This window comes from Hoeflea ulvae, from assembly GCF_026619435.1.
GTDB classification, from domain to species: Bacteria; Pseudomonadota; Alphaproteobacteria; order Rhizobiales; family Rhizobiaceae; genus Hoeflea; species Hoeflea ulvae.
In genome coordinates this window covers 3821971-3848150 of sequence record NZ_JAOVZQ010000001.1, presented here as the reverse complement: position 1 = coordinate 3848150, position 26180 = coordinate 3821971, and the positions used below count along the sequence as shown (strand labels likewise).

General features: G+C 62.7%; 25 protein-coding genes, 1 tRNA gene and 1 pseudogene. 26 read left to right on the top strand and 1 reads right to left on the bottom strand.

Annotation, left to right across the window (positions count from 1 at the left end):
• Nucleotides 1-110 precede the first annotated feature (110 nt).
• Together OEG82_RS18335 and OEG82_RS18330 are read left to right on the top strand one after the other, a co-directional pair.
• Nucleotides 111-443 carry a flagellar basal body rod protein FlgC gene (locus OEG82_RS18335; protein ID WP_267613819.1) on the top strand — a complete coding sequence of 111 codons (333 nt, stop codon included), beginning with the start codon at nt 111-113 and terminating at the stop codon, nt 441-443.
• 104 nt (nt 444-547) lie between these two features.
• Entirely contained in the window at nt 548-691 is a 144-nt protein-coding gene (locus tag OEG82_RS18330; RefSeq protein ID WP_267613818.1) for a hypothetical protein, read from the top strand.
• A gap of 1626 nt (nt 692-2317) precedes the next feature.
• Here OEG82_RS18330 and OEG82_RS18325 read toward each other — a convergent pair.
• Complete coding sequence (locus OEG82_RS18325) at nt 2318-2593, bottom strand: YARHG domain-containing protein (RefSeq protein WP_267613817.1); 276 nt, start codon at nt 2591-2593, stop codon at nt 2318-2320.
• Nucleotides 2594-2773: 180 nt separating this feature from the next.
• On the opposite strand from OEG82_RS18325, the gene OEG82_RS18320 reads away from it, so the two are divergent.
• From OEG82_RS18320 to OEG82_RS18205, 24 genes and pseudogenes are all read left to right on the top strand, one after another.
• Entirely contained in the window at nt 2774-3379 is a 606-nt protein-coding gene (locus OEG82_RS18320; protein ID WP_267613816.1) for a DUF922 domain-containing Zn-dependent protease, read from the top strand.
• A gap of 110 nt (nt 3380-3489) precedes the next feature.
• Nucleotides 3490-4596, top strand: a complete 1107-nt coding sequence (locus OEG82_RS18315) for an endonuclease/exonuclease/phosphatase family protein (protein ID WP_267613815.1) — start codon at nt 3490-3492, stop codon at nt 4594-4596.
• 3 nt (nt 4597-4599) lie between these two features.
• Nucleotides 4600-5352, top strand: a complete 753-nt coding sequence (locus OEG82_RS18310) for an NUDIX hydrolase (RefSeq protein WP_267613814.1) — start codon at nt 4600-4602, stop codon at nt 5350-5352.
• A gap of 60 nt (nt 5353-5412) precedes the next feature.
• Nucleotides 5413-6333, top strand: a complete 921-nt coding sequence (locus OEG82_RS18305) for a PhzF family phenazine biosynthesis protein (protein WP_267613813.1) — start codon at nt 5413-5415, stop codon at nt 6331-6333.
• 109 nt (nt 6334-6442) lie between these two features.
• Nucleotides 6443-6518 (top strand) — tRNA-Lys (locus OEG82_RS18300).
• Between the two features lie 209 nt (nt 6519-6727).
• The gene (locus OEG82_RS18295; protein WP_267613812.1) at nt 6728-8428 is read left to right on the top strand and encodes a hypothetical protein; all 1701 of its coding nucleotides are present in this window, start codon (nt 6728-6730) and stop codon (nt 8426-8428) included.
• A gap of 123 nt (nt 8429-8551) precedes the next feature.
• On the top strand, nt 8552-9565 hold the full coding sequence (dgcN, locus tag OEG82_RS18290; protein WP_267613811.1) for an N-acetyltransferase DgcN: 1014 nt from the start codon (nt 8552-8554) through the stop codon (nt 9563-9565).
• A 242-nt stretch (nt 9566-9807) separates the two neighbouring features.
• Nucleotides 9808-11793, top strand: coding sequence for an AMP-binding protein (locus OEG82_RS18285; RefSeq protein WP_267613810.1), 1986 nt, complete (start codon nt 9808-9810; stop codon nt 11791-11793).
• Nucleotides 11790-12614: an ABC transporter ATP-binding protein gene (locus OEG82_RS18280; protein WP_267613809.1), complete on the top strand. Its 825-nt coding sequence runs from the start codon at nt 11790-11792 to the stop codon at nt 12612-12614. Before OEG82_RS18285 ends, OEG82_RS18280 begins: the two co-directional genes overlap by 4 nt.
• Nucleotides 12614-13573: a branched-chain amino acid ABC transporter permease gene (locus OEG82_RS18275; RefSeq protein WP_267613808.1), complete on the top strand. Its 960-nt coding sequence runs from the start codon at nt 12614-12616 to the stop codon at nt 13571-13573. Before OEG82_RS18280 ends, OEG82_RS18275 begins: the two co-directional genes overlap by 1 nt.
• 3 nt (nt 13574-13576) lie before the next feature.
• Nucleotides 13577-13954: a VOC family protein gene (locus OEG82_RS18270; protein ID WP_267613807.1), complete on the top strand. Its 378-nt coding sequence runs from the start codon at nt 13577-13579 to the stop codon at nt 13952-13954.
• Nucleotides 13954-15033 carry a branched-chain amino acid ABC transporter permease gene (locus OEG82_RS18265; RefSeq protein ID WP_267613806.1) on the top strand — a complete coding sequence of 360 codons (1080 nt, stop codon included), beginning with the start codon at nt 13954-13956 and terminating at the stop codon, nt 15031-15033. The genes OEG82_RS18270 and OEG82_RS18265 overlap by 1 nt, the downstream gene beginning before the upstream one ends.
• 152 nt (nt 15034-15185) lie before the next feature.
• Nucleotides 15186-16506, top strand: a pseudogene (locus OEG82_RS18260) (ABC transporter substrate-binding protein).
• A gap of 90 nt (nt 16507-16596) precedes the next feature.
• Nucleotides 16597-17433: an ABC transporter ATP-binding protein gene (locus OEG82_RS18255; protein WP_267614998.1), complete on the top strand. Its 837-nt coding sequence runs from the start codon at nt 16597-16599 to the stop codon at nt 17431-17433.
• Between the two features lie 118 nt (nt 17434-17551).
• Nucleotides 17552-18154: a TetR/AcrR family transcriptional regulator gene (locus OEG82_RS18250; RefSeq protein WP_267613805.1), complete on the top strand. Its 603-nt coding sequence runs from the start codon at nt 17552-17554 to the stop codon at nt 18152-18154.
• Between the two features lies 1 nt (nt 18155).
• Nucleotides 18156-19319 (top strand): isovaleryl-CoA dehydrogenase, encoded by a 1164-nt coding sequence (locus OEG82_RS18245; protein ID WP_267613804.1) that lies wholly within the window; start codon nt 18156-18158, stop codon nt 19317-19319.
• Between the two features lie 56 nt (nt 19320-19375).
• Entirely contained in the window at nt 19376-19765 is a 390-nt protein-coding gene (locus tag OEG82_RS18240) for an AbrB/MazE/SpoVT family DNA-binding domain-containing protein (RefSeq protein ID WP_267613803.1), read from the top strand.
• Nucleotides 19762-20142: a type II toxin-antitoxin system VapC family toxin gene (locus OEG82_RS18235; RefSeq protein WP_267613802.1), complete on the top strand. Its 381-nt coding sequence runs from the start codon at nt 19762-19764 to the stop codon at nt 20140-20142. The genes OEG82_RS18240 and OEG82_RS18235 overlap by 4 nt, the downstream gene beginning before the upstream one ends.
• Nucleotides 20142-21758, top strand: a complete 1617-nt coding sequence (locus OEG82_RS18230) for a carboxyl transferase domain-containing protein (protein WP_267613801.1) — start codon at nt 20142-20144, stop codon at nt 21756-21758. The genes OEG82_RS18235 and OEG82_RS18230 overlap by 1 nt, the downstream gene beginning before the upstream one ends.
• Nucleotides 21759-21766: 8 nt before the next feature.
• On the top strand, nt 21767-22591 hold the full coding sequence (locus OEG82_RS18225; protein WP_267613800.1) for an alpha/beta fold hydrolase: 825 nt from the start codon (nt 21767-21769) through the stop codon (nt 22589-22591).
• A gap of 75 nt (nt 22592-22666) precedes the next feature.
• Nucleotides 22667-22960 carry a FitA-like ribbon-helix-helix domain-containing protein gene (locus OEG82_RS18220; RefSeq protein ID WP_267613799.1) on the top strand — a complete coding sequence of 98 codons (294 nt, stop codon included), beginning with the start codon at nt 22667-22669 and terminating at the stop codon, nt 22958-22960.
• A 3-nt stretch (nt 22961-22963) separates the two neighbouring features.
• Entirely contained in the window at nt 22964-23395 is a 432-nt protein-coding gene (locus tag OEG82_RS18215; RefSeq protein WP_267613798.1) for a type II toxin-antitoxin system VapC family toxin, read from the top strand.
• A 20-nt stretch (nt 23396-23415) separates the two neighbouring features.
• Entirely contained in the window at nt 23416-25410 is a 1995-nt protein-coding gene (locus OEG82_RS18210) for an acetyl/propionyl/methylcrotonyl-CoA carboxylase subunit alpha (RefSeq protein ID WP_267614997.1), read from the top strand.
• A gap of 114 nt (nt 25411-25524) precedes the next feature.
• Nucleotides 25525-26070 (top strand): DUF924 family protein, encoded by a 546-nt coding sequence (locus OEG82_RS18205; protein WP_267613797.1) that lies wholly within the window; start codon nt 25525-25527, stop codon nt 26068-26070.
• Nucleotides 26071-26180 lie beyond the last annotated feature (110 nt).

Genomic DNA, 26180 nt, shown 5'->3' with positions numbered 1-26180 from the left:
CGCCGGATCGGCGCAGAATGCGCGCCCTTCGACATGCTTTCTTAACTGTCCTTGCTAACCCGCTCCTAATCTCCCGGCGCTAGGCTTGCCCGTTCAAGGAGCAGCGCCGCATGATCTCGAGCGTCATCACCACGGCATTTTCCGGCATGGCCGCGCAGCAGCAGCGGCTCGACGGGATCGCCAGCAACATCGCCAATGCCGACACGCCCGATTACACCCGCAAGCGCACCGACATGGTCGCGGCGCCCGGCGGCGGGGTCAAGGCGGTGACGCGCGAGGCCGCCGGCGGCAGCGGCGTTGATCTGGCCACCGAACTTGTCGACATGATCGGCACGAAGATCGCCTATGAGGCCAATGTCGCGGTGATGGAAACCGGCATGGACATGTGGGACACGCTGATGAGCGCGCTGGAGCCCAAGGACCGCGACGAGCGCTGGCGCTGATCGCGGCCCGGCCTGCCGCGCCGCCGAATTCGCTTTGCATCCGTCAAAACCATGCTAGATCGCTGGCTCGCCGCATCTCCGCGCCAGCTTTCAGGATCAACGCCATGTCCCGCCAGACCCTTGCCATCGTCATCGCCATCCTCGCCGTCGGCGCCGCCATTCTCGGCTATCTGTACTACCAGGACCAGCAGACCTCCGGCGTCGAGATCAAGATCGGCGAAGGCGGCATTTCGATCGAGGAAAACTAGGGCAGGGACGGGGCGTTTTTCTCCCGCTTGGTGTGGGAGTCTTCGGAACAGTGGCAGAAGGCCAGAAATCGGAGAATCCGATTTCAGCGCACGAAGGCCTGAGCCCGACGCCGCCCGAAGGCTGTCTCATCTCCTGGCTTCAGCCAGGTGCTGGAAATTGCAAGAGCGGGGTAATTGCCGCACTTTCCGGCGTCCGAACCCCCTCACCAACAAAATCTGCGACTTGGCTTTGCCAAGACCGCGATTTTGTATCCTCTCCCACCAGGGGTGAGGTAGGACGCGGCACCCTCCACCCGTCACCCCGGACTCGATCCGGGGTCCAGCAGCGCCTGCGTCGGCAGGCGCGGAAGACTCTTTTCGTGATGTCCGTTCAACGACGGGTCTTCCGGCTCGCGGACGCTCGCCCGCTGGATACCGGATCAAGTCCGGAATGACGGAGTTTGGGCAACAGGAATTCGCGCTTGGCACGCTTAGTGGCAATGCACTTGGCCGGTCCTCTTCTCCATATGGCAGCATTGGCCCGGCGGTGAACTCTTGCGGCATCCGCCGCCATGAGCCTGGGCGAGGCCGGCCGACGCAAGCGACATGACCGCAGACAGCACGAGACATCTTTTCATGGCATTCACTCCTGCTCCTGATGAGCTGACACGACACTCTGCCCTGTCGGCGAGAAATGCAATGTAAAGTTGATTTTGTGTTTAACACGCGCAAGCAAAACGATGACGCTGCGAAAAACGTAGCCAGCGTCAGCCAGGCGTTGGGGATCGTTTTAACACCGCAACTCGCCTCGAACCCCTTTCTTCGTCGTGCCGTGCCACCATGGTCATCTTCAGTATCGCCGTCTTTATCCCCGAGCCCGGACCCGGGGAGCCATCCGCAAATCCACCCCAATTTTTTCCACACCTTCCACCCCCATGCGATACTCGTCGCACTCCCGCTGCCGGATGGATCGCGAACGTTTCGAGCCACGCGGGGGGAATGCCCTTGGTCGGGTGCGCTGACGTGGCGCAGCGGATGAGGGGAGGCGGAGGCCATCGCGGTTCCGCTGGCGGGCGGTCCTCTCGGGAGGAGCGTGCAAAGCCAGCCACCGGGCCGGGTTCAGCGTCAAGCTGCCGCAAGGCGGGTGAGCGCGAAAACACCGGAACGGGCCTGTGGCGGACATGATGTGGCTGGATGCAGCCCGCGCCCGAAATTTTCGGGCGCCACCGGGCGGCATCGCACCGGCGCATCAGGGTCCGTGCCGGAACGCGACCAAAGCATCTCCCGCGGTCTGTCCCGATCGCGGCCGGAGCAATCCGGGCGGGGCCTGAAAATCCCGGGGGAGGCGAGGCGCCGTCTGTCGGATGTGGACAGCATCCGGCGGGTTCCGGGCCGCGCGCGAACAGCGCCACCCATACCAAATCCTAGAGAGGCTCTGCCCGCGTGCGGCCCTCCGGACTGATTTCCTGCCCACACCCCGGCGGCATTGTCGCGCGGCATCCCTTGCGGCTGTCCGAAGCTTGCCCTGCTGTCGGGAACAATGGCCACATGCAGCGGGGCAGTTTGCTTTCGGGCTTGCCGGCGGCAGCCTGACTTTGGACGAGAGTCACTCCGAAAGGAAACTTCCCCCGAACCTGTGTCGCCGGCCTAGTTGTTGACCTTGCAGCCGCGGCGGCGTTCCTCGGCCTTGATCTCGGCAACGCGGCGGGTTTCCCACTGGCTCAGATTGGCGTGTTTGGTCCAGCAATCGGAATTGTCAAATGTGCGTTTGCCCAGATTGGAGGAAAAGCAGTAGCCGTTGTGGTCGTAAATCGCGTTGCGTTCGTACCAGAGATCAAAACAGCTCGCGGCCAGCGCCGCCGGCGCCAGAGCGGTCATCCCTGAAGCCAGGCCGGCGGCGAAAATCAGCATTGTGCGTGTCATGGCAAACTCCCCTGGTGCCGGCGTTGCGGTGCATCGCCTGATGATGGATGATGGATGGTTGCGCGCCGCATTGATGCAAGTCAATGAGTGTGTGCCGGCGGGCATCGCCATAATCCTGCCGGTTTCGGGCTGGCCTTTGCGCAAGAGCCGGTTTATCCCGGGATGACCAAGTGAGGCCGCATGACCCGTTTCCGACGCCTGATTTCATCCGCCACGCTGCTGGCCACAGTCACGCTCTGCTTCCAGCCGGCGCTGGCCTGGGAGGCGGTCGAGCAGACAAAGACCTATCCGGTCAGCGGCCAGACCGGGGCGGCGCTGTATGAATCGATCGGCGCCAACGGCCCGGTGATCGGCGACGGCCGGCGCACAATCGCCCACACCACCTTCAAGCTGACCTGGCAGCGCGACTACCAGGAGCGGGGCGGCGATTGCGTGCTGGCCTCGGCCAGGCCGAAACTGATCATCACCTATACGCTGCCAAAACCGCGCGGAAAAATCCCGTCCCCGGTGGCATCGAGCTGGAAGCGCTTTGCCGACGGGCTGGCGGAGCACGAGCGGGTGCACGGCCAGTATATCATCGACATGGTGCGCGCCATCGAGGCGGTCAGCACCGGCATCAGCGCCAAAAATGATCCCGGCTGCACCAAGGTGCGGGCCGAATTGCAGAGCCATCTCAAGCGGCTGTCGGACGAGCAGCGGGCCCGCGGCCGCGCCTTCGACCAGATGGAGATGGGCGCGGGCGGCAATGTCCAGCAGCTGGTGCTGGACCTGTTGCAGGGACGCTGAGCGGGGCGGTCGGGCTGTCCCGGGTGATTGCCGGCGGGATTGGCCTTGCCGTGGCCGGGATGGCTGCCTAGTCTCGCCAAACGTCAATGACAGCAGGAACCAGCCCCCGCATGAGTGTTCGCATCGCCACCTTCAATGCCGAAAACCTGCTCAGCCGGTTTGATTTTTCCGGCTTCCGCAACGAGCTCAGGCAGGACCGGGTGGCGCAGCTTTACGAGTTCAGCTCCGAAGCGCAGTACCGCCAGGCCGAGATTGCCCGGGCCATGTCGCTGACCGATGACACGCGGCAATTGACCGCGCTGGCAATCGCCGAGGCCGATGCCGACATCATCTGCCTGCAGGAGGTGGAAAATCTCGATACGCTGCACCGCTTCGAATATGGCTATCTGTTCAAGATGATCGGCGACGGCTACCGCCACAAGGTGCTGATCGAGGCCAATGACAGCCGCGGCATCAATCTGGCGCTGCTGGCGCGCGAGGAGACGCTCGACGGCGCCCGGATCGAGATCCTGTCGGTAACCAGCCATGCGCACCAGACCTATGAATCGATGGGGCTCTACACCGCCGAACTCGAAGGCCTCGCCCATCCGCGCGACAAGATCTTCAAGCGCGACTGCCTCGAGGTCGATGTCAGGATCGGTTCCAAGCGGCTGACGATTTACGTTGTCCATTTCAAATCCATGGGCAGTCCGCGCGACGGCGTAGACGGCCGCACCCTGACCATGCCGGTGCGGGTGGCCGAGGCGCGGGCGGTGCGGCAGATCATCGCCAAGCGCTTTGGCGCCGATGGCGGCGGCAAGCGCTACATCATCGCCGGCGACTGCAATGACTATTCCGAGCGGCTGGCGATCACCGGCGACCGCCGCAGCGGCTATGTGTTTACCGCCGAACCCGCCGGTGACGGTGCGGTCGGGGTGCTCACCGGTGACGGATTCACCGAAAACGTGGTGGCGCGGCGGCCGGAGCGGGACCGCTGGACGCTGTACCACACCCGCGGGCCGCAGGAGCGGCATCTGTGCCAGCTCGATTATCTGCTGGCCTCGCCGGCGCTGACCCGCACCAGCCGCGACCGGCTGCCCGACATCATCCGCGCCGGTCAGCCCTGGCGCACCCTGTTTCCCGAAGGCCAGGATGTCGAGCGCTATCCGCGCACCGGCTGGGACCGGCCCAAGGCGTCGGATCATTGCCCGGTGGCAATGACCTTCGATCTGGTCTGACCCGTGAGCATGTCCGGCATTCCGCAAAACCGCATGATCCGGCTCGAAGCCGTCCGGCTCCGCGTCGACGAGGCCATGCATCCCTGGCATCAGGCCGAAGCGCAGGCAGTCGATGCCCACTGGGCGCGCGAACAGGTCGAGCGGCCATGGCTGTTCAACGGCACGGTGATGCTGCACCGCGGATTGCGGCACGAGGCCGGGGTGGTCACGGGGATCAGCCACCGGGTGCCCTATGCGGCGCTGCTGCACTGGATCAAGACCCAGCCTCGCGCCGATGCCTGGCATCTGTTCGGCTCGGCGGTGATGATATCCTCGGACAATGCCATGCTGCTGATCCGCATGGCTGCGCGCACCGCCAATGCCGGCAAGGTCTATGCGCCGTCGGGCTCGCTCGACGAGAACGACATCAGCGGTGGCTGCGTCGATGTCGAAAGCGGTTTCGTGCGCGAGGCGCTGGAAGAGACCGGCTATGATCTGGCGCGTGCGGAAGCAGAACAGCCGCTGTGGTGCTGGCGGTTTGACCACCGGGTGGCGGTGTTCCGCCGCTTCCGCCTCAATGAGCCTGCCGCGGTGCTGGTCGAGCGCATGCGCGAGCATATCCGCACCGATCCCGAGCAGGAGATCGAGGACATGGTGGTGGTGCGCGCTCCCGCAGATGCCGGGCCGTCGGTGACCCCCTACATGAAGGCGATGATCGATTTTCATTTTGCAGCCCCCGATTTCGTTACCGGTTGTCAGGCCGGTGGAATGGGGTAGGCTGCCCGGCACAGGGCCGCGCGGAGCCGCCGCGCAGCATCGGCAGGGAACCCGCAGACCATGACGGATTATGCAATCTACGATGTCTTCACCGGCACCGCACTGGCCGGCAACCCGCTGGCGGTGGTGTTCGATGCCGATGCCATCGACGAGGCCCGGATGCAGGCGATTGCCAATGAATTCAATCTGGCCGAGACCGTCTTCGTGCTGACGCCGGACAATCCGGCGCACACCGCCCGGGTGCGGATCTTCACGCCGGCGCGCGAGCTGCCCTTTGCCGGCCACCCGACGGTCGGCGTCGCCATTGCGCTGGCCGAGCGCCGTCTCGGCGACCAGGTGCCCGACAGCGGTGTCGACATGGTGACCATGCTCGAAGAACAGATCGGCCAGGTCCGCTGCGCGGTCCGGATCAGCCGCAAGGGCCCCGGATTCGCCGAATTCGACCTGCCAAGATTGTCGCGCCGGATCGAGGTCGAGATCGAACCGGCCGATATCGGGGCCGCGCTGGGGCTCGACCCGCAGGATATCGGCTTTGAAAACCACCATGTCTCGTTGTGGAGCGCCGGCATACCGTTCGTCATGGTTCCGGTGCACGACATGGCGGCCGCAGCCAAGGCGGCTTGCGTGGCCGCGGAATGGGACCGGGTGGCGCCGATGGGCGACGGCATGCTGGCCGATGCCTATGTCTATTGCCGCGGCGGGGTCAATCACACCGCGGCCTTCCACGCCCGCATGTTCGCGCCCGGTATCGGGATCGGCGAGGACCCGGCCACCGGCTCCGCGGCAGCGGCGCTGTCGGGTGCAATCCACCATTTCGACGGCATGCTCGACGGCAACCACGCGCTGGTGATCGAGCAGGGTGTGGAGATGGGCCGGCCGTCGCTGATTCACATGCATGTCGATTGCGCCGAAGGCCGTGTGCGCCATGTCCGCATCGGCGGCGAAGCGGTCAAAATTGCCGAGGGCCGGCTGCTGGTCTGACGCAGATCCGGGCCGTTGTGCAACGACTTGTCGGTTCTTGTGAAAAACGGTGTGGACAAGCCCATCCATCCGGTCTATACGCCCCTTCGTTCCGGTAACGGGACAGGTGGGGCGCGTAGCTCAGTTGGTAGAGCAGCTGACTCTTAATCAGCGGGTCCACGGTTCGAGCCCGTGCGCGCCCACCATCTTTTTCAAGACAATCCGTGTCGATCAAAGTCCTTCGGGACTTTTTTCATTTTCTGCCCGGAAATTTCGTCCACCCGCTCCGGTCTGCGGCCATAGTTGAAGCGGTTGGATGGAACGGGTACTGGCGGCTGCTGCCGTGATTGACCCGTGGCTGGCAAATCGAACACACTCCCGACACAGGGAATCAGGTCCGGGGGACTGTATGAGCATGGATGACACTGGAGTTGCGGCTGCGCCGGGGCGGCGCGCGCTGTTTTGGCTCTATCCGGCGCTTGTCGGCTTTGTCGGGATCCTGGCGGTGCTGCAGTCCCTGCCTCTGGTTCTGCCCATCGGCCCGATGTACTGGGATGTGCTGATCTATTACGATGCGATCGGCCGGATCGCGCAGGGGCAATGGCCGGCGATCGATTTCTTCGCACCGGTGGGGCCGCTCGAATATTTCTTTGCAGCCTTCTCGGCGCAGGTCTTTCCCAACGCCCATCCGGTGCTGCTGACGCAGTGGATCTGGGTGCCGGTCACGGCGCCGGTGATGGCGCTGATTCTCTGGGACACGTCCAGACGCAGTTCGGCCGCGGCGGTGTGGCTGTTGGTGCCGTGGATGGTCTTCACCGCGCTGCCGTTCAACGTCATCGACTTCTATCCCTATCCGGGAACCGACGCCTTCGGCATCTACAACCGGCATGGCGCGCATCTGATCTATCTGACCGCGGCGACGGTGCTGTTCGTGCGCAGCCCGGTCATCCAGACCATCGTCTTCAGCCTGCTGGTGCTGTCGATGGCGTTCTGCAAGATCACCGCTCTGCTTGCTGCCGGGCCGATCCTGCTGTTCGGCCTGCTGCTGGGCCGGATAACGCTGCGGACCGCCATTGCCACGGCGCTGATCTGCATCGGTGCGACCGGCATTGCCGAAATCCTGACCGGGCTGGTCACGCCCTATGTGCAGGACATCATCCTGCTCGCCTCGCAAAACAGCGATGCCCTGCTGCCGCGGTTTCTCACCGCGATTTCCCAGCATTTCAATGTTCTGGGTGCCGGCGGGCTGCTGGCGCTCGTGCTGCTGATCGCGGCCCTGACCGGGCAGCAGGCCGCAAGCGCCCGCGAGTCCGGCAACAGGCTGGGCCGGATCATCGACGCGCACTGGTTCTGGGTCGGGCTGCTGCTGTTTTGCAGCCTGTTTTTCGAAACCCAGAACACCGGCGGACAGGCCGGGCTGATCATCTGGCCGGCGCTGCTGGCGGTGCTGATGTCGCCGGTTGCAGGCTATGGCCGCTATGGCGTGGTCGTTCTGGTGCTGATCGCCTTCACCGCGGTGCCCAATGTCAGCAATGTGCTGCACAAGGCGGCGCGGACATCGGCTGTGGCTCCGGGCTATATCGCCCTGGACGCGCCGGCCATGGGCCCGCTGGGCCGGGTGTCGGCCAAGAATGTGTTCGTCGAGCAGGCCGAGCGGATGCGTGGCATCTACATCGCGCACCGCGACACCTACAAGGCGATCGCCGACACCGAGGCGCTGCCATCGTTCCTGATGTTCTCGGACCCGGATTACCAGTATCTGCTGCTTCAGGAAATGGAGGCGGTCACGGTGGCGATCAGGGCGGAGGAGGCCAGGACCGGCCGCCGTTTCGAGCGCGTGTTCACGCTCGATTTTGCCAATCCGTTCCCCTATCTCCTCAACAGGAAAGGCGCGGAATTCGTCGCCATCGGCGCCGATCCGAGCCGGGCGCTGCCCGAGCTTGACGCCAAGACCCGCACCGCGGTGTCGCAGACCGATCTGATCCTGGTGCCGGGCTGTCCGGTGCACCATGCCCGCAAGCAGCTTCTGGAGCATTACGCCTCGGCGCTGACCGGCCATACCCGGATCACGCTGACCCCCTGCTATGACGCCTTCGTGCTGCCGCCCGCGCAGTAATTGCGTGGACATGTGCGACGGTTGCGAGCAATCGCAGGGGAGAGCGCAATTGTCATCTTGACGCCACCACCCGGGCGCAGGACAGTGGCGGCCTGAAGCCAATCCCTAAGTCTGGAGTATGTGATGGTCATCGATCCGCCCTATCTGATTTTTCTCGGTGACGTCCCAGACGCGCTGGCAGCCAAGACCGGTCTCGGGATCGTCGACTGGCGTCCGGAATGGTGCATCGGGCAATTGCGGCTCGAGGGCTGCCAGGCCGATGCCGGTATTCCCGATCTGTCGATCGAGGCGGCGGTGGCCGCCGGGGTGAAGACCATGGTGGTCGGGTCGGTCAATGCCGGCGGCGTTCTGCCGGCGCACTGGATCGCCTCGATCGTTGCGGCACTCGATGCGGGTCTGAATGTGGCGACCGGCCTGCACACGCGGCTGGCATCGATTCCTGAAATCAGGGCGGCTGCCGAGCGTGGCGGCGCCAAGCTGCATGACGTGCGGTTTTCCGATCAGCGGTTTGACACCGGCAAGGGGACCAAGCGTTCCGGTTTGCGCTGCCTCACCGTGGGCACCGACTGTTCGGTGGGCAAGAAATACACCGCCCTGGCGCTGGAACGCGAAATGCGGGCGCGTGGCTGGGACGCGGATTTCCGCGCCACCGGCCAGACCGGCGTGTTCATTTCCGGCCGTGGGGCCGCAATCGACGCGGTAGCGGCGGATTTCATTTCCGGTGCGGTGGAATGGATCGCCCCGGCCAATGAACCCGGCCACTGGGATCTGGTCGAAGGGCAGGGGTCGCTGTTTCATCCGAGCTTTGCCGGCGTCTCGCTGGGGCTGTTGCACGGTGCGCAGGCCGATGCCTTCGTGGTGTGCCACGAGCCGACGCGGACCACCATGCGCGGCGTCAAGCACGGCCTGCCGAGCATCCAGGAGGTCATCGACATGACCATCGCCTGCGGGAAATTGACCAATCCGGCGATCACCTGCACGGGGATCGCGGTCAACACCCAGAAGCTCGGCGAGACCGAGGCGAGGGCACTGCTGGAACAGCTTGCAAATGAGTATGGCGTGCCGGCCACCGACCCGATCCGCTTCGGCGTCTCGGCTCTGGTCGACCGGCTGCTGACGATCAATGAAAAAGTGTGAAGGACCACCAAAGTAGCACTTGCAACAAAGGTCAGGGCGTCTAAGGTAAACGAGCGTTCATTTAATTCATGGATGCAAACGGAAACCAGCTGCTGAGAGGACAGCGGCTGGAGTCCGGACACAACAAGACACCGGCTTGACCGGTGCGAAAAAACGGCCGGGGGAACGGCCCATGGCGCGGATTTCGGTCCGTGCGCCCGGACAAGGCGAAAAGCCGTCCGGACAGGAGGAGAAGTGAGGAGATGGAAGCCACAGGCGTGACCGCCGGCGGCAAGCCGGTGACGTTTCCGCAGTATCTTTTGCTCAACGCCAGGCGTTTTGCAGCGCGTCCTGCGATGCGGATCAAGGACTATGGAATCTGGCAGACCTGGACCTGGTCCGAGCAGCTGGACGAGGTGCGCGAGTTTGCGCTTGGGCTAAAGGCCATGGGCCTGGCCGAGGGCGAGCGCATCGCCATTGTCGGCTCCAACCGGCCGCGGCTCTACTGGGCGTTTTGCGCGGCACAGTCGCTCAAGGCGATCCCGGTTCCGGTCTATGCCGACTCCGTCGCAGAGGAAATGGCCTTTGTGCTCCACCACGCCGGCGTGCGCTTTGCCGTGGTGCAGGACCAGGAGCAGGTCGACAAGATCCAGTCCGTCGCCGCCGAGGTTCCCGGGCTGACCGAAATCATCTTCGACGAGCCGCGCGGCCTGCGCGATTATGATCGCGAGCATCTGCATGATTTCGGCGACGTCCAGGCCAAGGGCCGTGAGCTCATCGCCGCCGATCCATCCGCCGTGAGCGACTGGGAAGCCGGCATTCGCGCTTCCGATGGCAGCGAGATTTCGGCCATCCTTTATACCTCCGGCACCACCGGCCGCTCCAAGGGCGTGATGCTGACGGCCGCGGCTTCGGTCAAGGCGGCGGAAGACACTGCGGCCTTTGACAATCTGAGCGAGCAGGACGAGGTGCTGGCCTATCTGCCGCTGGCCTGGGTCGGCGATCATTATCTCAATTACGCCCAGGGCTATGTCGCGGGCCTGTGCATGAGCTGCCCGGAAAGCCCCGACACCGTGGCGCAGAACCTGCGCGAGATCGGTCCGAGCTTCTATTTCGCGCCGCCGCGGGTGTTCGAAGGCCTGCTGACCAGCGTGATGATCCGGATGGAGGATGCGAGCGCGCCGAAGAAATGGCTGTTCCACCATTTTCTCGGCGTTGCCAAGGCCTATGGTGAAAGGATCCTGGAAGGCCGTCCGGTGCCGCTGTCGGGCCGGATTTCCTACTGGATCGGCGACAAGCTGATCTATGGACCTTTGCGCAATGTGCTCGGCTTCACCCGGATCCGCACCGCCTATACGGCAGGTGAGGCGATCGGGCCCGACCTGTTTTCGTTCTTCCGTTCGCTGGGCATTAACCTCAAGCAGCTCTACGGCCAGACCGAAGCCTTTCTGTATGTCACCGTGCAGAAGGATGGCGACGTGCGCCCCGACACTGTCGGCCCGGCAGCGCCCGATGTGGAGATCCGCATCACCGAGAGCGGCGAGGTGCAGTTCCGCTCTCCGGGCATGTTCACCGGCTATTATGGCGACGAGGAGAAGACCCGGGAAACCATGACGCCCGACGGCTGGGTGATGACCGGCGATGCCGGCATTTTCGATGCGCATGGCCATCTCAAGATCATCGACCGGGCCAAGGATGTCGGCAAGCTGACCAGCGGCGCGCTCTATGCACCCAAATATATCGAGAACAAGCTCAAATTCTTCCCCAACATCAAGGAAGTGGTTGCCTTTGGCGACGGCCGTGAGTTTGTTTCGGTGTTTCTTAACATCGATCTGACCGCGGTCGGCAACTGGGCCGAGCGCAACAATATTTCCTATGGCTCCTACCAGGAACTGGCCGGCCTGCCGCAGGTCTACGAGATGATGACCGATCACATCAACCAGGTGAACCGGGATCTGGCGGCCGAACCGATGATGGCCGGGGCGCAGATCAAGCGGTTCCTCGTGCTGCACAAGGAACTCGACGCCGATGACGGCGAGCTGACCCGGACCCAGAAGGTGCGGCGCAGCTTCATCGCCGAGCGCTACGGCCCGCTGATCGAGGCGCTGTATGACGGCTCGGCCGAGCAGTTCATCGAAACCGAAATGACGTTCGAGGATGGCCGCAAGGGGGTCATTCGCGCCACCGTGAAGGTGGGCGACGCCCAGACCCATGCCGCTGTCGACGCGATGCCGGAGGCAGCCGAATGAATGCGCGCATCAAGCATGTCGAGCTTCACGCCGGCGATGACGGACTCGACCCCGGCGAGGTGTTGCTGAAGGTCGACAATGTCTCGCTGTCCTTTGGCGGCGTGAAGGCGATCTCCGACATTTCCTTCGACATCCGCAAGGGCGAGATCCGCGCCATCATCGGCCCCAACGGCGCCGGCAAGACCTCGATGCTGAATGTGATCAACGGCTTTTACCATCCGCAGGAGGGCGTGATCACCTTCCGCGGCCAGGCCCGGTCGCGGATGCAGCCCTATGAGGCCGCGGCCTCGGGCATTGCCCGCACCTTCCAGAACGTGGCGCTGTTCAAGGGCATGTCGACGCTCGACAACATCATGTCTGGCCGGACGCTGAAGATGCACAGGAACTTCTTCTGGCAGGTGCTCAATGTCGGACCGGCGCGCAACGAGGAAATCGAACACCGGCTCAAGGTCGAGGAGATCATCGATTTTCTCGAGATCCAGGCGATCCGCAAGACCCCGGTGGGCAAATTGCCCTACGGCTTGCAGAAGCGGGTCGAGCTGGGCCGCGCGCTGGCGATGGAGCCCGACCTGCTGCTGCTCGACGAGCCGATGGCCGGCATGAATCTTGAGGAAAAAGAGGACATGAGCCGCTTCATCCTCGATGTGAACAGCCAGATGGGCACCACCATCGCGCTGATCGAGCACGACATGGGCGTGGTGATGGATATTTCCGACCGGGTCGTGGTGCTCGATTACGGTCGCAAGATCGGTGACGGAACACCCGACGAGGTGAAGAACAACCAGGATGTCATCGACGCCTATCTGGGAGTGTCACACTGATGGACTTTCTCCACTCCATTCTGGTTGACCCCTTCCTGCAGATGGTCGACATGCCGGACTTCTTCCTGCAGGTGCTGTGGGAAGGCTTTGTCGCCGGCGTGCTCTATGCGCTGATCGCGCTCGGCTTCGTGCTGATCTTCAAGGCCTCGGGCGTGTTCAACTTCGCGCAGGGCATCATGGTGGTGTTTGCCGGCCTCACGCTGGTGGGCCTGCATGAAAAGGGGGTGCCGGCCTATCTGGCGCTGATCCTGACCATCGGGGTGATGGGCGTTCTGGCGCTGGCCGTCGAGCGCTTCGTGATGCGGCCGCTGGTCAACCAGCCCGACATCATCCTGCTGATGTCGACCATCGGACTGACTTACTTTCTGGTCGGATTCGGCGAGTTCGTCTTTGGCGGCGAGCCCAAGCAGATGATCACCGAGGAACTGGGACTGCCGACCGGATCGACGGCGTTCGAAATCGGTGACGGCGGATTGCTGATCCTGCAGCATATCGATATCGCCGCGGCGGTGATCGCGCTGATCATGGTCGGCGTGCTGGCCGTGTTCTTCAACAAGACCCGCATCGGGCGGGCGCTGCGCGCGGTGGCCGACGACCACCAGGCAGCACTTTCAGTGGGCATTTCGCTCAACCAGATCTGGGCCATCGTCTGGTTTGCCGCAGGCATCGTGGCGCTGACCACGGGCATTATGTGGGGGGCGCGCTCGGACGTCTCGTTTGCGCTCGAGATCATTGCCTTCAAGGCCTTGCCGGTGCTGATCCTGGGCGGGTTCACCTCGATTCCCGGCGCCATCGTCGGCGGTCTGATCATCGGTGTCGGCGAGAAAATCGGCGAGATCTACTGGGGCCCCCTGGTGGGCGGCGGCATCGAAAGCTGGCTTGCCTACATGATTGCGCTTATCTTCTTGCTGTTCAGGCCACAGGGTCTGTTTGGCGAACGCATAATCGAGAGGGTATAAGCGATGCACAAGAGCCGACTTTCCTCCATCGTCATCGATTGTCACACCGATCACATCGAACAGGCAGCCGGTTTCTGGTCGCAATTGCTGGGGCAGCCCGCACATGCCGATGATGATGGCCACCGCGCCACCATCCTTGCCGGAGACAAGGGCGTTTCGCTGGTCATCGAGGCGGTCCGTGACGAGGCGAAGATCCATTTCGACATCGAAACCAATGATCTCGGCGCCGAAATCCAGCGCATCGAAAACCTCGGTGGCCGCAAGGTCAGCGTGGTCGACCATTCGGTGATCATGGAGGCGCCGACCGGACACCGGTTCCGCCTCACCGGGCCGAGTTCTCATATACTGCCGTCGAGCGGGAATGTCTGGGGAGACGACTGATGCTGTACCGCGAATCCGGCCAGTACAAGACAAGCTATATCGCGGATCAGGCGATCTTCCCGATCCGCGAGGACCGGATCGGCATGGCGATCATCGGGGCGATTGCGCTGGCGATCCCCTTCGTGGCGTCGGACTTCTTTCTCAATGCGATCATGACGCCGTTCCTGATCCTGTCGCTGGCCGCGATCGGGCTCAACATCCTGACCGGCTATGCCGGGCAGTTGTCGCTCGGCACCGGCGCCTTCATGGGTGTGGGCGCCTATAGCTGCTACAAGCTGACGACGATTTTCCCGGAAACCAACATCATTGTTCTGGTGCTGCTGTCGGGACTTTTCTCCGCCGGAATCGGGGTGCTGTTCGGATTGCCGTCGCTCAGGATCAAGGGCCTTTATCTGGCCGTGACGACACTTGCGGCGCAGTTCTTTCTCGAATGGTGCTTCATCCGGATTCCGTGGCTCTACAACTACAATGCCTCTGGCGCCATCGAAGTGCCGGAGCGGCGCGGCTTTGGCGACATCATCCTGACCGGACCGTCGGCCGCACCCATGACCCAGTATTTCGTTGTTCTCGGCATCGTGGTGGTGGTGACGCTTGCCGTCAAGAACATCGTTCGCGGCCGGATTGGCCGGCAGTGGATGATGATCCGCGACATGGATATCGCCGCGGAATTGATGGGCGTGCGGCCGCTGACCGCCAAGCTCTCGGCCTTTGCGGTGTCGTCCTATCTGTGCGGCGTGGCCGGCGCGATGTTCATCTTCTTCTATCTCGGGGCTGCCGAACCATCGGCATTCTCGATCACGCTGTCGTTCCAGATCCTGTTCATGGTGATTCTGGGCGGACTGGGCAGCCTGGTCGGATCTTTCTTCGGTGCGGCCTTCATCTGGGGGCTGCCGATCGTGCTGCGCTCGGGCCTGCCGATCCTGGGCATCGGCATCGGCGCCGAAACGGTTTTCCACATCGCGACCATGGTTGTGGGCGCCCTGATCATCTTCTTTCTCATTGTCGAGCCGCATGGGCTGGCGCGGCTCTGGTCGCTCGGCAAGGAGAAAATGCGCGTCTGGCCGTTTCCATACGGCTGACCGACTGGTGCTTTCCGCACTGCCTTGAGCGGCGGTCCGGAAAGGTTCCATAGAAGGCAATGTCCGGGCAAGGGACCCGTCCGGACCAGCACTGCCGGGAGGAATAGGGTCCCCGAACTGGCGTGAACCCCGCGCCTAATGGGAGGAATACCATGCGACTGAAATGTCTGATTGCCGGAACCATCTTGACCGGCACCCTGGCGGGCGCAGCATTGCCGGCATTCGCCGCCGATGAGCTGCACGTGCCGCTGTTTAGCTACCGCACCGGCCCCTATGCCGGTTCGGGTATCCCGATTGCCAATGGCATGCATGACTACCTGACCATGCTCAACGAGCGTGACGGCGGCATCAACGGCGTCAAGATCCGCGTCACCGAATGCGAAACCGGCTACGACACCCAGAAGGGTGTGGAGTGCTACGAGCAGGTCAAGGGCGAAGGCGCGCTGGTCATCAGCCCCTATTCGACCGGTATTACGCTTCAGGTGATTCCGAAGGCATCGGTCGACAAGATCCCGGTGCTGTCGATGGCCTATGGCCTGTCCGCCGCGGCTGAAGGCAACACATTCCCGTGGGTGTTCAATCCGCCGGATACCTATTGGGATGGCGCATCTGCAATCGTCACCGACATCGCCCGCCGCGAAGGCGGTGCTGAAAACCTCAAGGGCAAGAAGATCGGTTACATCTTCCTCGACGCCGGCTATGGCCGCGAGCCGATCCCGCTGCTCGAGCAGATGGCTGCCAATATGGGCTTCGAGCTGATGCAATATCCGGTTGCCGGCAAGGAAATGCAGAACCAGTCCTCGCAGTGGCTCAATATCCGCCGCGACAGGCCCGATTACATGATCATGTGGGGCTGGGGTGCAATGAGCCCGACCGCCGTCAAGGAAGCCACCAAGATCCGCTACCCGATGGAAAATTTCTACGGTGTGTGGTGGTCCGGCGGCAATGACGACGCGGCAGCCGGCGGCGAGGCAGCCAAGGGTTACCGCACACTCAACTTCCACGGTGTGGGCTCCGACTATCCGTTCATCGCGGACATCAAGAAATATGTTGTCGATGCCGGCAAAAGCCAGGTTGATCCGGCGAAATTCGCCGACAATCTCTACAACCGCGGTGTCTACAACTCGATGCTGATCGTCGAAGGCATCCGCAAGGCGCAGGAAATCGCGGGCAAGCCGGTCATCGACGCGACCGACATGCGCAATGGCACTGGAGAACCTCGACATCACCGAGGAGCGTCTCAAGGAAATGGGCATGGAAGGCTTTGCCCTGCCGATGAAGCTGACCTGTGAGGACCATTCCGGCCATCACAAGGTCTATGTGGTGGAATGGGACGGCAAGGACTGGATGAAGTCCGGCGACTGGTTCTCACCGGACGTCAACATGGTCAATCCGCTGGCCAAGCAGGCTGCCGCCGACTACGCGGCGAGCAACGCTCCATGGCCGGAGCGGACCGAACCCTGCCTCAACTGACGGCCAAGATGACCTGCCGCGCGAAAACCTGTTTCGCGCGGCAGGCAACAGCCTGCGCCAATTCGTTCCGACCGGAGAGGGTCCGTGACCATGTCCACTTCCGTATCAGCCGATACGTCCACACAGCCCAACATCCTGACCGTCAACAATATCGAGGTGATCTATGATCACGTGATTCTGGTGCTCAAGGGCGTGTCCCTGGTGGTGCCGGAAGGCGGCATTGTGGCGCTGCTGGGCGCCAACGGGGCCGGCAAGTCGACGACGCTGAAGGCGATCTCCAACCTGCTGCGCTCCGAACGCGGCGAGGTGACCAAGGGATCGATCGAATTCGAAGGCAACCGGATCGAGGCGCAGACCGCCAATGAGCTGGTGCGCCGCGGCTGCATCCAGGTGATGGAGGGCCGGCACTGCTTCGGTCACCTCACCGTGGAGGAGAACCTGCTGACCGGGGCCTTCACACGCAAGGACGGCAATGCGGCGATCAAGCGCGACATCGAGATGGTCTATGACTATTTCCCTCGTCTGAGAGAGCGCAAGAGCAGCCTGGCGGGCTATACTTCCGGCGGCGAGCAGCAGATGACGGCAATCGGCCGGGCGCTGATGAGCCGGCCGAAGATGATCCTGCTGGACGAGCCGTCGATGGGGTTGGCGCCGCAATTGCAGGAAGAGATCTTCGAGATCATCAAGAAGCTGAACGAGGAGCAGGGGGTGTCGTTTCTGCTGGCCGAACAGAACACCAATATCGCGCTGCGCTACGCGACCTATGGCTACATTATGGAATCGGGCCGCATCGTCATGGACGGCGTTGCCAGCGATCTGCGCGAGAACGAGGACGTCAAGGAATTCTATCTCGGCGTGGGCGGCGAGGGGCGGCGCTCGTTCAAGAACGTCAAGCATTACAAGCGCCGCAAGCGCTGGCTGGCCTGAGCTTCTGGCCGGCGAAACCGGCGGAGGGACCGAAATTTGATCGGAACCCGAGCCGGGGCTTGCGGGACGGCGCGGAAGGCGATAAAAATAAACAAACGTTCATTTAATTGTGTGAGTCATGGCGCGACGGGCGGGTACAACGGGAGCCGAAACGGCAGAAAAGGTGCGCAAGGCCGCATTGGAGCTGTTTGCCCGCTCGGGTTACGCGGCCGTGTCGATGCGGGCGATCGCGGCTGAAACCGGGGTCCAGGCCGGCGCCATCTACAACCATTTCCCGACCAAGCAGGATCTCCTGAACGAGCTGTTGCGGGTCCATATGGAAACGCTGCTGAGCGCCTGGGAAGAGGTCGAGGTGCCGGGTCTGGCGCCGCCCGAGGCGCTCGAGCATTTCGTCCGGTTCCATATCCGCTATCATCTCGACCGCTCGCGCGAGGTGTTCATCTCCTACATGGAACTGCGCAGCCTCGAGGACGAGAATTTCAGCGCCATCGAAGTGTTGCGCCGCGACTATGAGAAAGTGCCCCGCGCCATCCTGGAACGCGGTGCCGCAGACGGATCCTTCGCCATCATCGATCCGCAGATCACCACCATGGCAATCATCGCCATGCTCACCGGCATGACCACCTGGTACCGCGAGAACGGGCGGCTGTCGCTCGACGAGATCGAGGCGGTCTATGTCCGCCTTGTGGCGCGGCTGGTGGGGCAAAAAGAGGAAGATTGATATGTTCACGACGAGCATGAATTTTGGCCATGGCGAAGACATTGACGCGTTGCGGGACACGGTGTCCCGTTTTGCCAATGACCGCATCGCACCGGTGGCGGAGGCAACCGATCGGGAGAATGCGTTTCCCGATCACCTGTGGCAGGAAATGGGCGCGCTCGGCCTGCTCGGCATGACCGCGGATCCCGATTTCGGCGGCACCGGCATGAGCTATCTGGCGCATGTGGTGGCGATGGAAGAAATCAGCCGCGCGTCGGCCTCGATCGGGCTCTCCTACGGCGCCCATTCCAATCTCTGCGTCAACCAGATCAACCGCTGGGGCACGACGGCGCAGAAGGAGCGCTATCTGCCAAAACTGTGCTCGGGCGAAAATGTCGGTGCGCTGGCGATGAGCGAGCCGGGCTCGGGATCGGACGTGGTGTCGATGAAGCTGCGGGCCGAAAAGCTCAATGACCGCTACGTGCTCAACGGCAACAAGATGTGGATTACCAACGGACCCGACGCCAACACGCTGGTGGTTTATGCCAAGACCGATCCGGAAGCCAAATCGCGCGGCATCACCGCCTTCCTGATCGAAAAGGGCATGGCCGGGTTCTCGACCGCGCAGAAGCTCGACAAGCTGGGCATGCGCGGCTCCAACACCTGCGAACTGGTGTTTGAGGACTGCGAAGTGCCGTTTGACAATGTGCTCGGCCAGGAAGGCGAGGGCGTCAAGATCCTGATGTCGGGATTGGACTACGAGCGCGTGGTGCTGTCGGGCGGGCCGCTCGGCATCATGGCGGCGGCGATGGATGTGGTGGTGCCCTATTGCCATGAGCGCAAGCAGTTCGGCGAACCGATCGGCAATTTCCAGCTGATGCAGGGCAAGCTCGCCGACATGTACACGACGATGAATGCCTGCCGGGCCTATGTCTATGCGGTGGCGCAGGCCTGCGATCGTGGCGAAACCAGCCGCAAGGATGCGGCGGGCTGCATTCTCTACGCGGCGGAAAAGGCGACGCAGGTGGCGCTGGAAGCCATCCAGGCGCTGGGCGGCAATGGCTATATCAATGACTACCCGACCGGCCGGCTGCTGCGCGACGCCAAGCTCTATGAAATCGGCGCAGGCACGAGCGAGGTGCGCCGCATGCTGATCGGGCGCGAGATGATGGCGGAGACCGCATGACGTAATTGTGCTATATTGCCATGTTTAATAAACATGGCAGATCAGAGAAAGGTGGCATGATGACGAGGCGCGAGAAAGAGACAGGCTTCGCCGAAACGGGCCAGTCGGGTTACGACCCGGCGTTCGGGGAAGTGAAAAAGCCGATGCTCGACCGCGTGAAGCTCGGCGAAGGCGGGCGGCTTGTCATCCCGGCAGCGATGCGTGAGGCGCTCGGGGTCAAGCCGGGCGATGAGCTGGCGCTGGAAGTCGCGGATGGAGAGCTGAAGATCAAGCCCTATCTTGCGGTGATCAGGGAAATCCAGGCTCGTGTACAAGAGCTCGTTCCGCCGGGTGTGGATATTGTTGAGGACTTCCTGGCAGAGCGCCGGGAAGAGCAGCGAAGGTCTGATGAGCGTTTTGAACGCTTGCATCGCGAAGGAATGGCCATGCGGGAAAAAGATAAGTGAACGTTATTCTGGATGCGTCAGCGGTCCTTGCCGGATTGAAAAATGAACCCGGCGCTGAGTTGTTTTGGAAACGGTCGGTAGGATCGCGGATTTGTTCGGTAAATCTTGCGGAAGTCGTTTCCAAACTTATCGACATAGGGAGCAAGCCTGAAATCGCTGTAGAGGATGTAGCGGCCCTTCGTCTCGATGTGGTGTCGTTTGATGCCGATACCGCTCTGTTGGCAGGTCGTTTGCGTACCGATACGCGCCATCGCGGGTTGTCTCTGGGAGACCGGGCCTGCCTTGCGCTTGCCATCAGGGAGAAAGCGACGGCATTGACCGCAGATCGAAACTGGGCCGATCTCGACCTGCCTTGCAAAGTGGAGCTTATTCGCTGATGTCCATCATCCAATCCAAGATCTCGACCGGCTCGCAGGCGTTCAAGGACAACGCCGCGAAGATGCAGGTGCAGATCGCCGAAACAGCCGAGGCCGCAGCGCTGCACGGGCAGGGTGGGCCGGAGGCCTCGCGCGAGCGCCATGTCGGACGCGGCAAGCTGCTGCCGCGCGAGCGGGTGGCGACATTGCTGGATGCGGATTCGCCGTTTCTGGAAGTGGGGCTCTTTGCGGCGCACGGGCTTTATGGCGGCGACATTGCGTCGGCCGGGCTGATCGCCGGTGTCGGCCGGGTCAGGGGCCGCGACGTGATGGTTGTCTGCAACGACGCCACGGTGAAGGGCGGCACCTATTATCCGCTGACGGTGAAGAAGCATCTGCGCGCCCAGGAAATCGCGCTCGAAAACAATCTGCCTTGCGTTTACCTGGTCGATTCGGGCGGCGCCAATCTGCCCAACCAGGACGAGGTGTTTCCCGACCGGGATCATTTCGGCCGGATTTTCTTCAACCAGGCAAACATGAGCGCCAAAGGGATTGCGCAGATCGCCGTGGTGATGGGCTCGTGCACGGCGGGAGGCGCCTATGTGCCGGCGATGAGCGACGAGACCATCATCGTGCGCGATCAGGGCACTATCTTTCTGGCCGGGCCGCCGCTGGTCAAGGCCGCTACCGGGGAAGTGGTGAGTGCCGAGGATCTTGGTGGTGGTGATGTGCACACGCGGCTGTCGGGCGTGGCCGACCATCTGGCCGACAATGATGCCCACGCTCTGGAACTGGCGCGGCAGGCTGTGGCCAATCTCAATGACCGGGGCAAAGCAGGGCTGTGCCAGATGGATATTCAGACGCCGGAAGATCCGCTTTATGATCCGGCCGAGATTGCCGGGATCATTCCTGCCGACACGCGCCAGCCCTATGATATTCGCGAGGTGATTGCCCGCATGGTCGACGGCTCGCGCTTTGACGAGTTCAAGGCGCGCTATGGCACCACGATCGTTTGCGGCTTTGCCCATGTGTTGGGCATGCCGGTGGGCATTGTCGCCAACAATGGCGTGCTGTTTTCCGAAAGTGCGGTGAAGGCGGCGCATTTCATCGAGCTGTGCTCGCAGCGCAAGATCCCGCTGGTGTTCCTGCAAAACATCACCGGCTTCATGGTGGGCCAGAAATACGAGGCCGGCGGCATCGCCAAGGACGGCGCCAAGATGGTCACCGCCGTGGCAACGACGCAGGTGCCGAAAATCACCATGATTGTGGGCGGCTCGTTTGGCGCGGGCAATTACGGCATGTGCGGCCGGGCCTATTCACCGCGCTTCCTGTGGACCTGGCCCAACAGCCGGATCTCTGTGATGGGCGGCGAACAGGCGGCAGGTGTGCTCGCCACCGTCAAGCGCGACGCCATCGAGCGCAAGGGCGGCGAATGGTCGGCAAAAGACGAGGCCGAATTCAAACGGCCGACAATCGAGATGTTCGAGACCCAAAGCCATCCGCTCTACGCCTCCGCAAGGCTGTGGGACGACGGCATTATCAACCCGCTGAAGAGCCGCGAGATCCTGGCGCTGAGCCTGTCGACGGCGCTCAATGCGCCGGTGGAAGAGACCAAGTTTGGCGTGTTCAGGATGTGATGGCGAAAATGACCTGGCAGACACCGGAAACATTCTTGTTCGAGGGCCACAGCATCCGCTGGGGATCGCTTGGGGAAGGTGAGCCGCTTGTGCTGATGCATGGGACGCCGTTCTGGTCCTACGAATGGGCGCGGCTGGCGCCGTTGCTGGCGCGGGGACGCAAGGTCTATTTTTTCGACATGCTCGGCTACGGCAATTCCGACCGGCCGGATGGTGACGTTTCGCTGGGTGTCCAAAACCGGATATTCGCGGCACTGGTGACACATTGGGGGCTGAGCCGTCCGGATGTGGTGGCGCATGATTTCGGCGGTGCGACAGCCTTGCGGGCGCATCTGATCGACGGGGTCGCGTACAACAGCCTGACCCTGATCGATCCCGTGGCCATCCGTCCCTGGGGCTCGCCGCTGGTGCAGCATGTCAAACACCATGAGGCAGCCTTTGCCGGCATGCCGGGCTACATGCATGAAGCCATTCTGCCGGCCTATCTCAAGTCTGCGATGAAGCGGGACGCGACGGACGGGACACTGGCGCCTTATGCCGATCAGTGGGCTGGCGCGGAAAAACAGGCATCGTTCTACCGCCAGATCGCGCAGATGGACCAGCGTTTTACCGACGAGGTTCAGGACCGGTATGGAGAGATCCGCTGCCCGGTGCTGATCCTGTGGGGCGAGGACGATGAATGGATCCCGATCGAAAGAGGCCGGGAACTGCATGCCATGATACCCGGGTCGGATTTCATATCCGTTCCCGGGGCCGGTCATCTGATGCAGGAAGATGCACCGGAAGCCATCGCGTTTCATCTCCAGGCATTTCTGAAATCGCAAGGACGATAGTGGCTTGGGTTTGCGTGACGCCGACGGACTGGACGCACCAAATTCGGTGTGCTCGGGATGTGATGGAAACCGGATATGGAATTTGATATCATTATGATATCAAAAGGAGTGACGGATATGGGCCAGATCGTGGTCAGGCAATTGGAAGATGCAGTATTGGAAGCGGTCAAATCGCGGGCCAAGGCCAACAACCGGTCAACCGAGGCGGAGGTCCGCGATATCATTTCGAATGCGGTCGAGTTGCCGGATCAAACTGGCCTCCGGACCAGAAAACGATTGTCAGAACTGGTGGGGAGCGTGTCGTCGGGCCGCACGGCTGAGGAAATCGTGGCGGAGATCCGCGTACTCCGAGACGAATGGGAGGATTGACCGGTGAAGAATGGCGATCACGTCTATCTGGATTCCAACATCGTGATCACCATTCTCGAACACACCGCGCCGCTGAACCATTCGCAGGAAAGGTTCATCAATGCACTTGAGACCGGACAGCTGACAGGGGTTTCAAGTCATTTGACGCTGGCTGAATGTCTGGTCAAACCGATGCGCGAGAGCAATGAACCGGCGATAGAAGCCGTGCTTCAGTTTCTTGAACATCAGGAGCATGTGGACCTGCTGCCGGTCAGCCGCGACATATTGGTAAAGGCTGCCGGATTGCGGGCGGTTGCCGGCACGAAATTGCCGGATGCAATCCATCTGGCCTCGGCGGTGGCTGCCGGTTGCCAAACATTCCTGAGCGATGACAAGGGTATTCGGATGCCTCCAAGCATGGCCCGCGTCGGGTTTGCGGAATTGAGTTTTGAATGAAACAAGAGTGAGCCATGACAATGATCACCAAAATCCTCATCGCCAACCGGGGCGAGATTGCTTGCCGGATCATTCGCACGGCGCGGAAAATGGGCATTGCCACGGTGGCGGTCTATTCCGAAGCGGACGCTGACGCGTTGCATGTGGAGATGGCCGATGAAGCGGTGCTGATCGGGCCGGCGCCGGCGTCCGAGAGCTATCTCAAGGGCGACGCCATTCTCGATGCCGCCAGGCGCACCGGCGCGGATGCGATCCATCCGGGCTACGGATTCCTGTCGGAAAATCCGGGCTTTGTCGACCAGGTGGACAAGGCGGGGCTGATCTTCATCGGCCCGTCGGCGTCGGCGATCCGCGCCATGGGATTGAAAGATGCGGCCAAGGCACTGATGGAAAAGGCCAATGTGCCGGTGGTGCCGGGCTATCACGGCGAGGCGCAGGAACTGGTGGTGTTGGCCGGCAAGGCCAACGAGATCGGCTTTCCGGTGCTGATCAAGGCGCGCGCCGGCGGTGGCGGCAAGGGCATGCGCAAGGTCGAGCACCAGGCGGATTTCCCGGCGGCGCTGTCCTCGGCGCGGCGCGAGGCCAAGGCCTCGTTCGGCGATGACCGGGTGCTGGTGGAGAAATATGTCGCCACCCCGCGGCACATCGAAATCCAGGTGTTTGGCGACAATCACGGCAATGTGGTGCACCTGTTCGAGCGCGACTGCTCGGCCCAGCGGCGGCATCAGAAGGTGATCGAGGAAGCGCCGGCGCCTGATATGCCCGAAGACATGCGGGCGGCAATGGGAGCCGCGGCGGTGCAAGCGGCCAGGGCAATCAATTATTCCGGCGCGGGCACGGTCGAGTTCATCGTCGATGCCAGTGAAGGGCTTCAGGCAGACAAGTTCTGGTTCATGGAAATGAACACGCGGCTGCAGGTCGAGCATCCGGTCACCGAGCTGATCACCGGTCTTGATCTGGTCGAATGGCAGATCCGGGTCGCCGGCGGCGAGGCGCTGCCGCTGCGCCAGGATCAGTTGTCGATCAACGGTCATGCGGTGGAAGCGCGGATCTATGCCGAGGACGCGGAAAAGGGGTTTCTGCCGGCGGTCGGGCGGCTTGCGCATCTGGCGTTCCCGGATGGCGACGTCCGGGTGGATGCCGGCGTGCGCGCCGGTGACGAGATCAGCCCGTTTTATGATCCGATGATCGCCAAGGTGATTGCGCATGGCAAGACCCGCGCCGAGGCGCTGGGCAAGCTTGCCGGTGCGCTCGGCCGCACCGAGATTGCCGGAACCGTCACCAACACGGCATTTTTGACCAAGCTCTGCCGGGATGCGGATTTCGCCTCCGGCCGGCTCGACACCGGCTTGATCGACCGCAATATCGACAGCCTGACCGAGCGTGTCTCAGCGCCCGAGGCAATCACCGCGCTGGCGGCGCTGGCCGCATCCGGCATGATTGCGTCGCCTGCGGACAATCCCGTGACGGCGATAGGTCCCTTCGAAATCTGGGGGGCTCCGAAACGCTCGGTGATCCTCGAGGTCGAGGGCATCGCCAGCGCATTCACGGTGGAGCGGGAAAGCACCTACACCTGGCGCATCACCGGCTCCGCGCTTGAAGCGGGCGAGCTGCGTCTGGAAGCGGTTGGGCATCGGCAGGACGACTGGGCCTTTTCGGCCGGCGGCGTCACCCAGCGCTGCAGGCTGGTTCAGAGCGGCGTCGAAGTGGTGGTGTTTCACGAGGGGCTGACCCACCGGTTCGGCAAGCAGCAGCGCAGGCGCAGCGACGATCTGGCCGCGGGCGGCGATTCGGTGGTCTCGGCGATGCCGGGCATCGTCAAGCAGGTGCTGGTGGTGAATGGCCAGGAGGTCAAGAACGGCGAGGCCCTGGTGATCATGGAAGCCATGAAGATGGAGATGACGCTGTCCGCGCCGCGCGATGGCGTGGTGGCCGAAGTGCTGGTCAGCGCCGGTGCGCAGGTCACCGACGGCGTCAGGCTCGTTCTGCTGGAAGCCGCGGTGAAGGCGGCCTGACCGCGACCGGTCTGGCGCGGGCCACACGATTTGCGGTGGAAATCGCGGCGCGGATCGGTAAAGTCCCGCGGTCGCCAGATCAGCGCAGCAATTGGACACAGAACAGGATCTCCCATGACTGAAACACCCGAAAGCGTCCTCAAATTCTGGTTCGAGGAACTCACGAGCAAGGACTGGTTCGTCAAGAGCGACGAGATCGACCGCCTCATCACCGAGCGCTTTGCTGAGCTGCATCTTGCCCAGTCGCGCGAGGCAACGCCCGAATGGCGCGCAACGCCGGAGGCGCGGTTGGCGCGGATCATCGTGCTCGACCAGTTCCCGCGCAACATCTATCGCGGCTCGCCACTGGCTTTTGCCACCGACCGTCTGGCGCTCAATGCCGCCAAGGCGGCCATCGCCGTGGGCGCTGATGCCGCCACGCCGGAAAACCGCCGGATCTTCTTCTACATGCCGTTCGAGCATGCCGAAAGTCTCGAGGAACAGGCCCGCGCCGTGGCGCTGTGCGAGGCGCTCGGCAACGAGACTTACCTTGATTACGCGATCAAGCATCAGGACGTGATCAAGCGCTTCGGCCGGTTTCCGCACCGCAACCCGATCCTGGGGCGGACATCGACGGCCGAGGAAGAGGCCTATCTGGCCGAGCCCGGCGCCGGCTTCTAGGGATTTTTCATCCTGGCGGGCCGGGTGCTTCGGCCCCTTGGCGCTGTGATAGCGCATGGGCCCAGCGGAGTGCTTGAGGGCGCAATGGTTCCATCTCCCGATGAACTGCT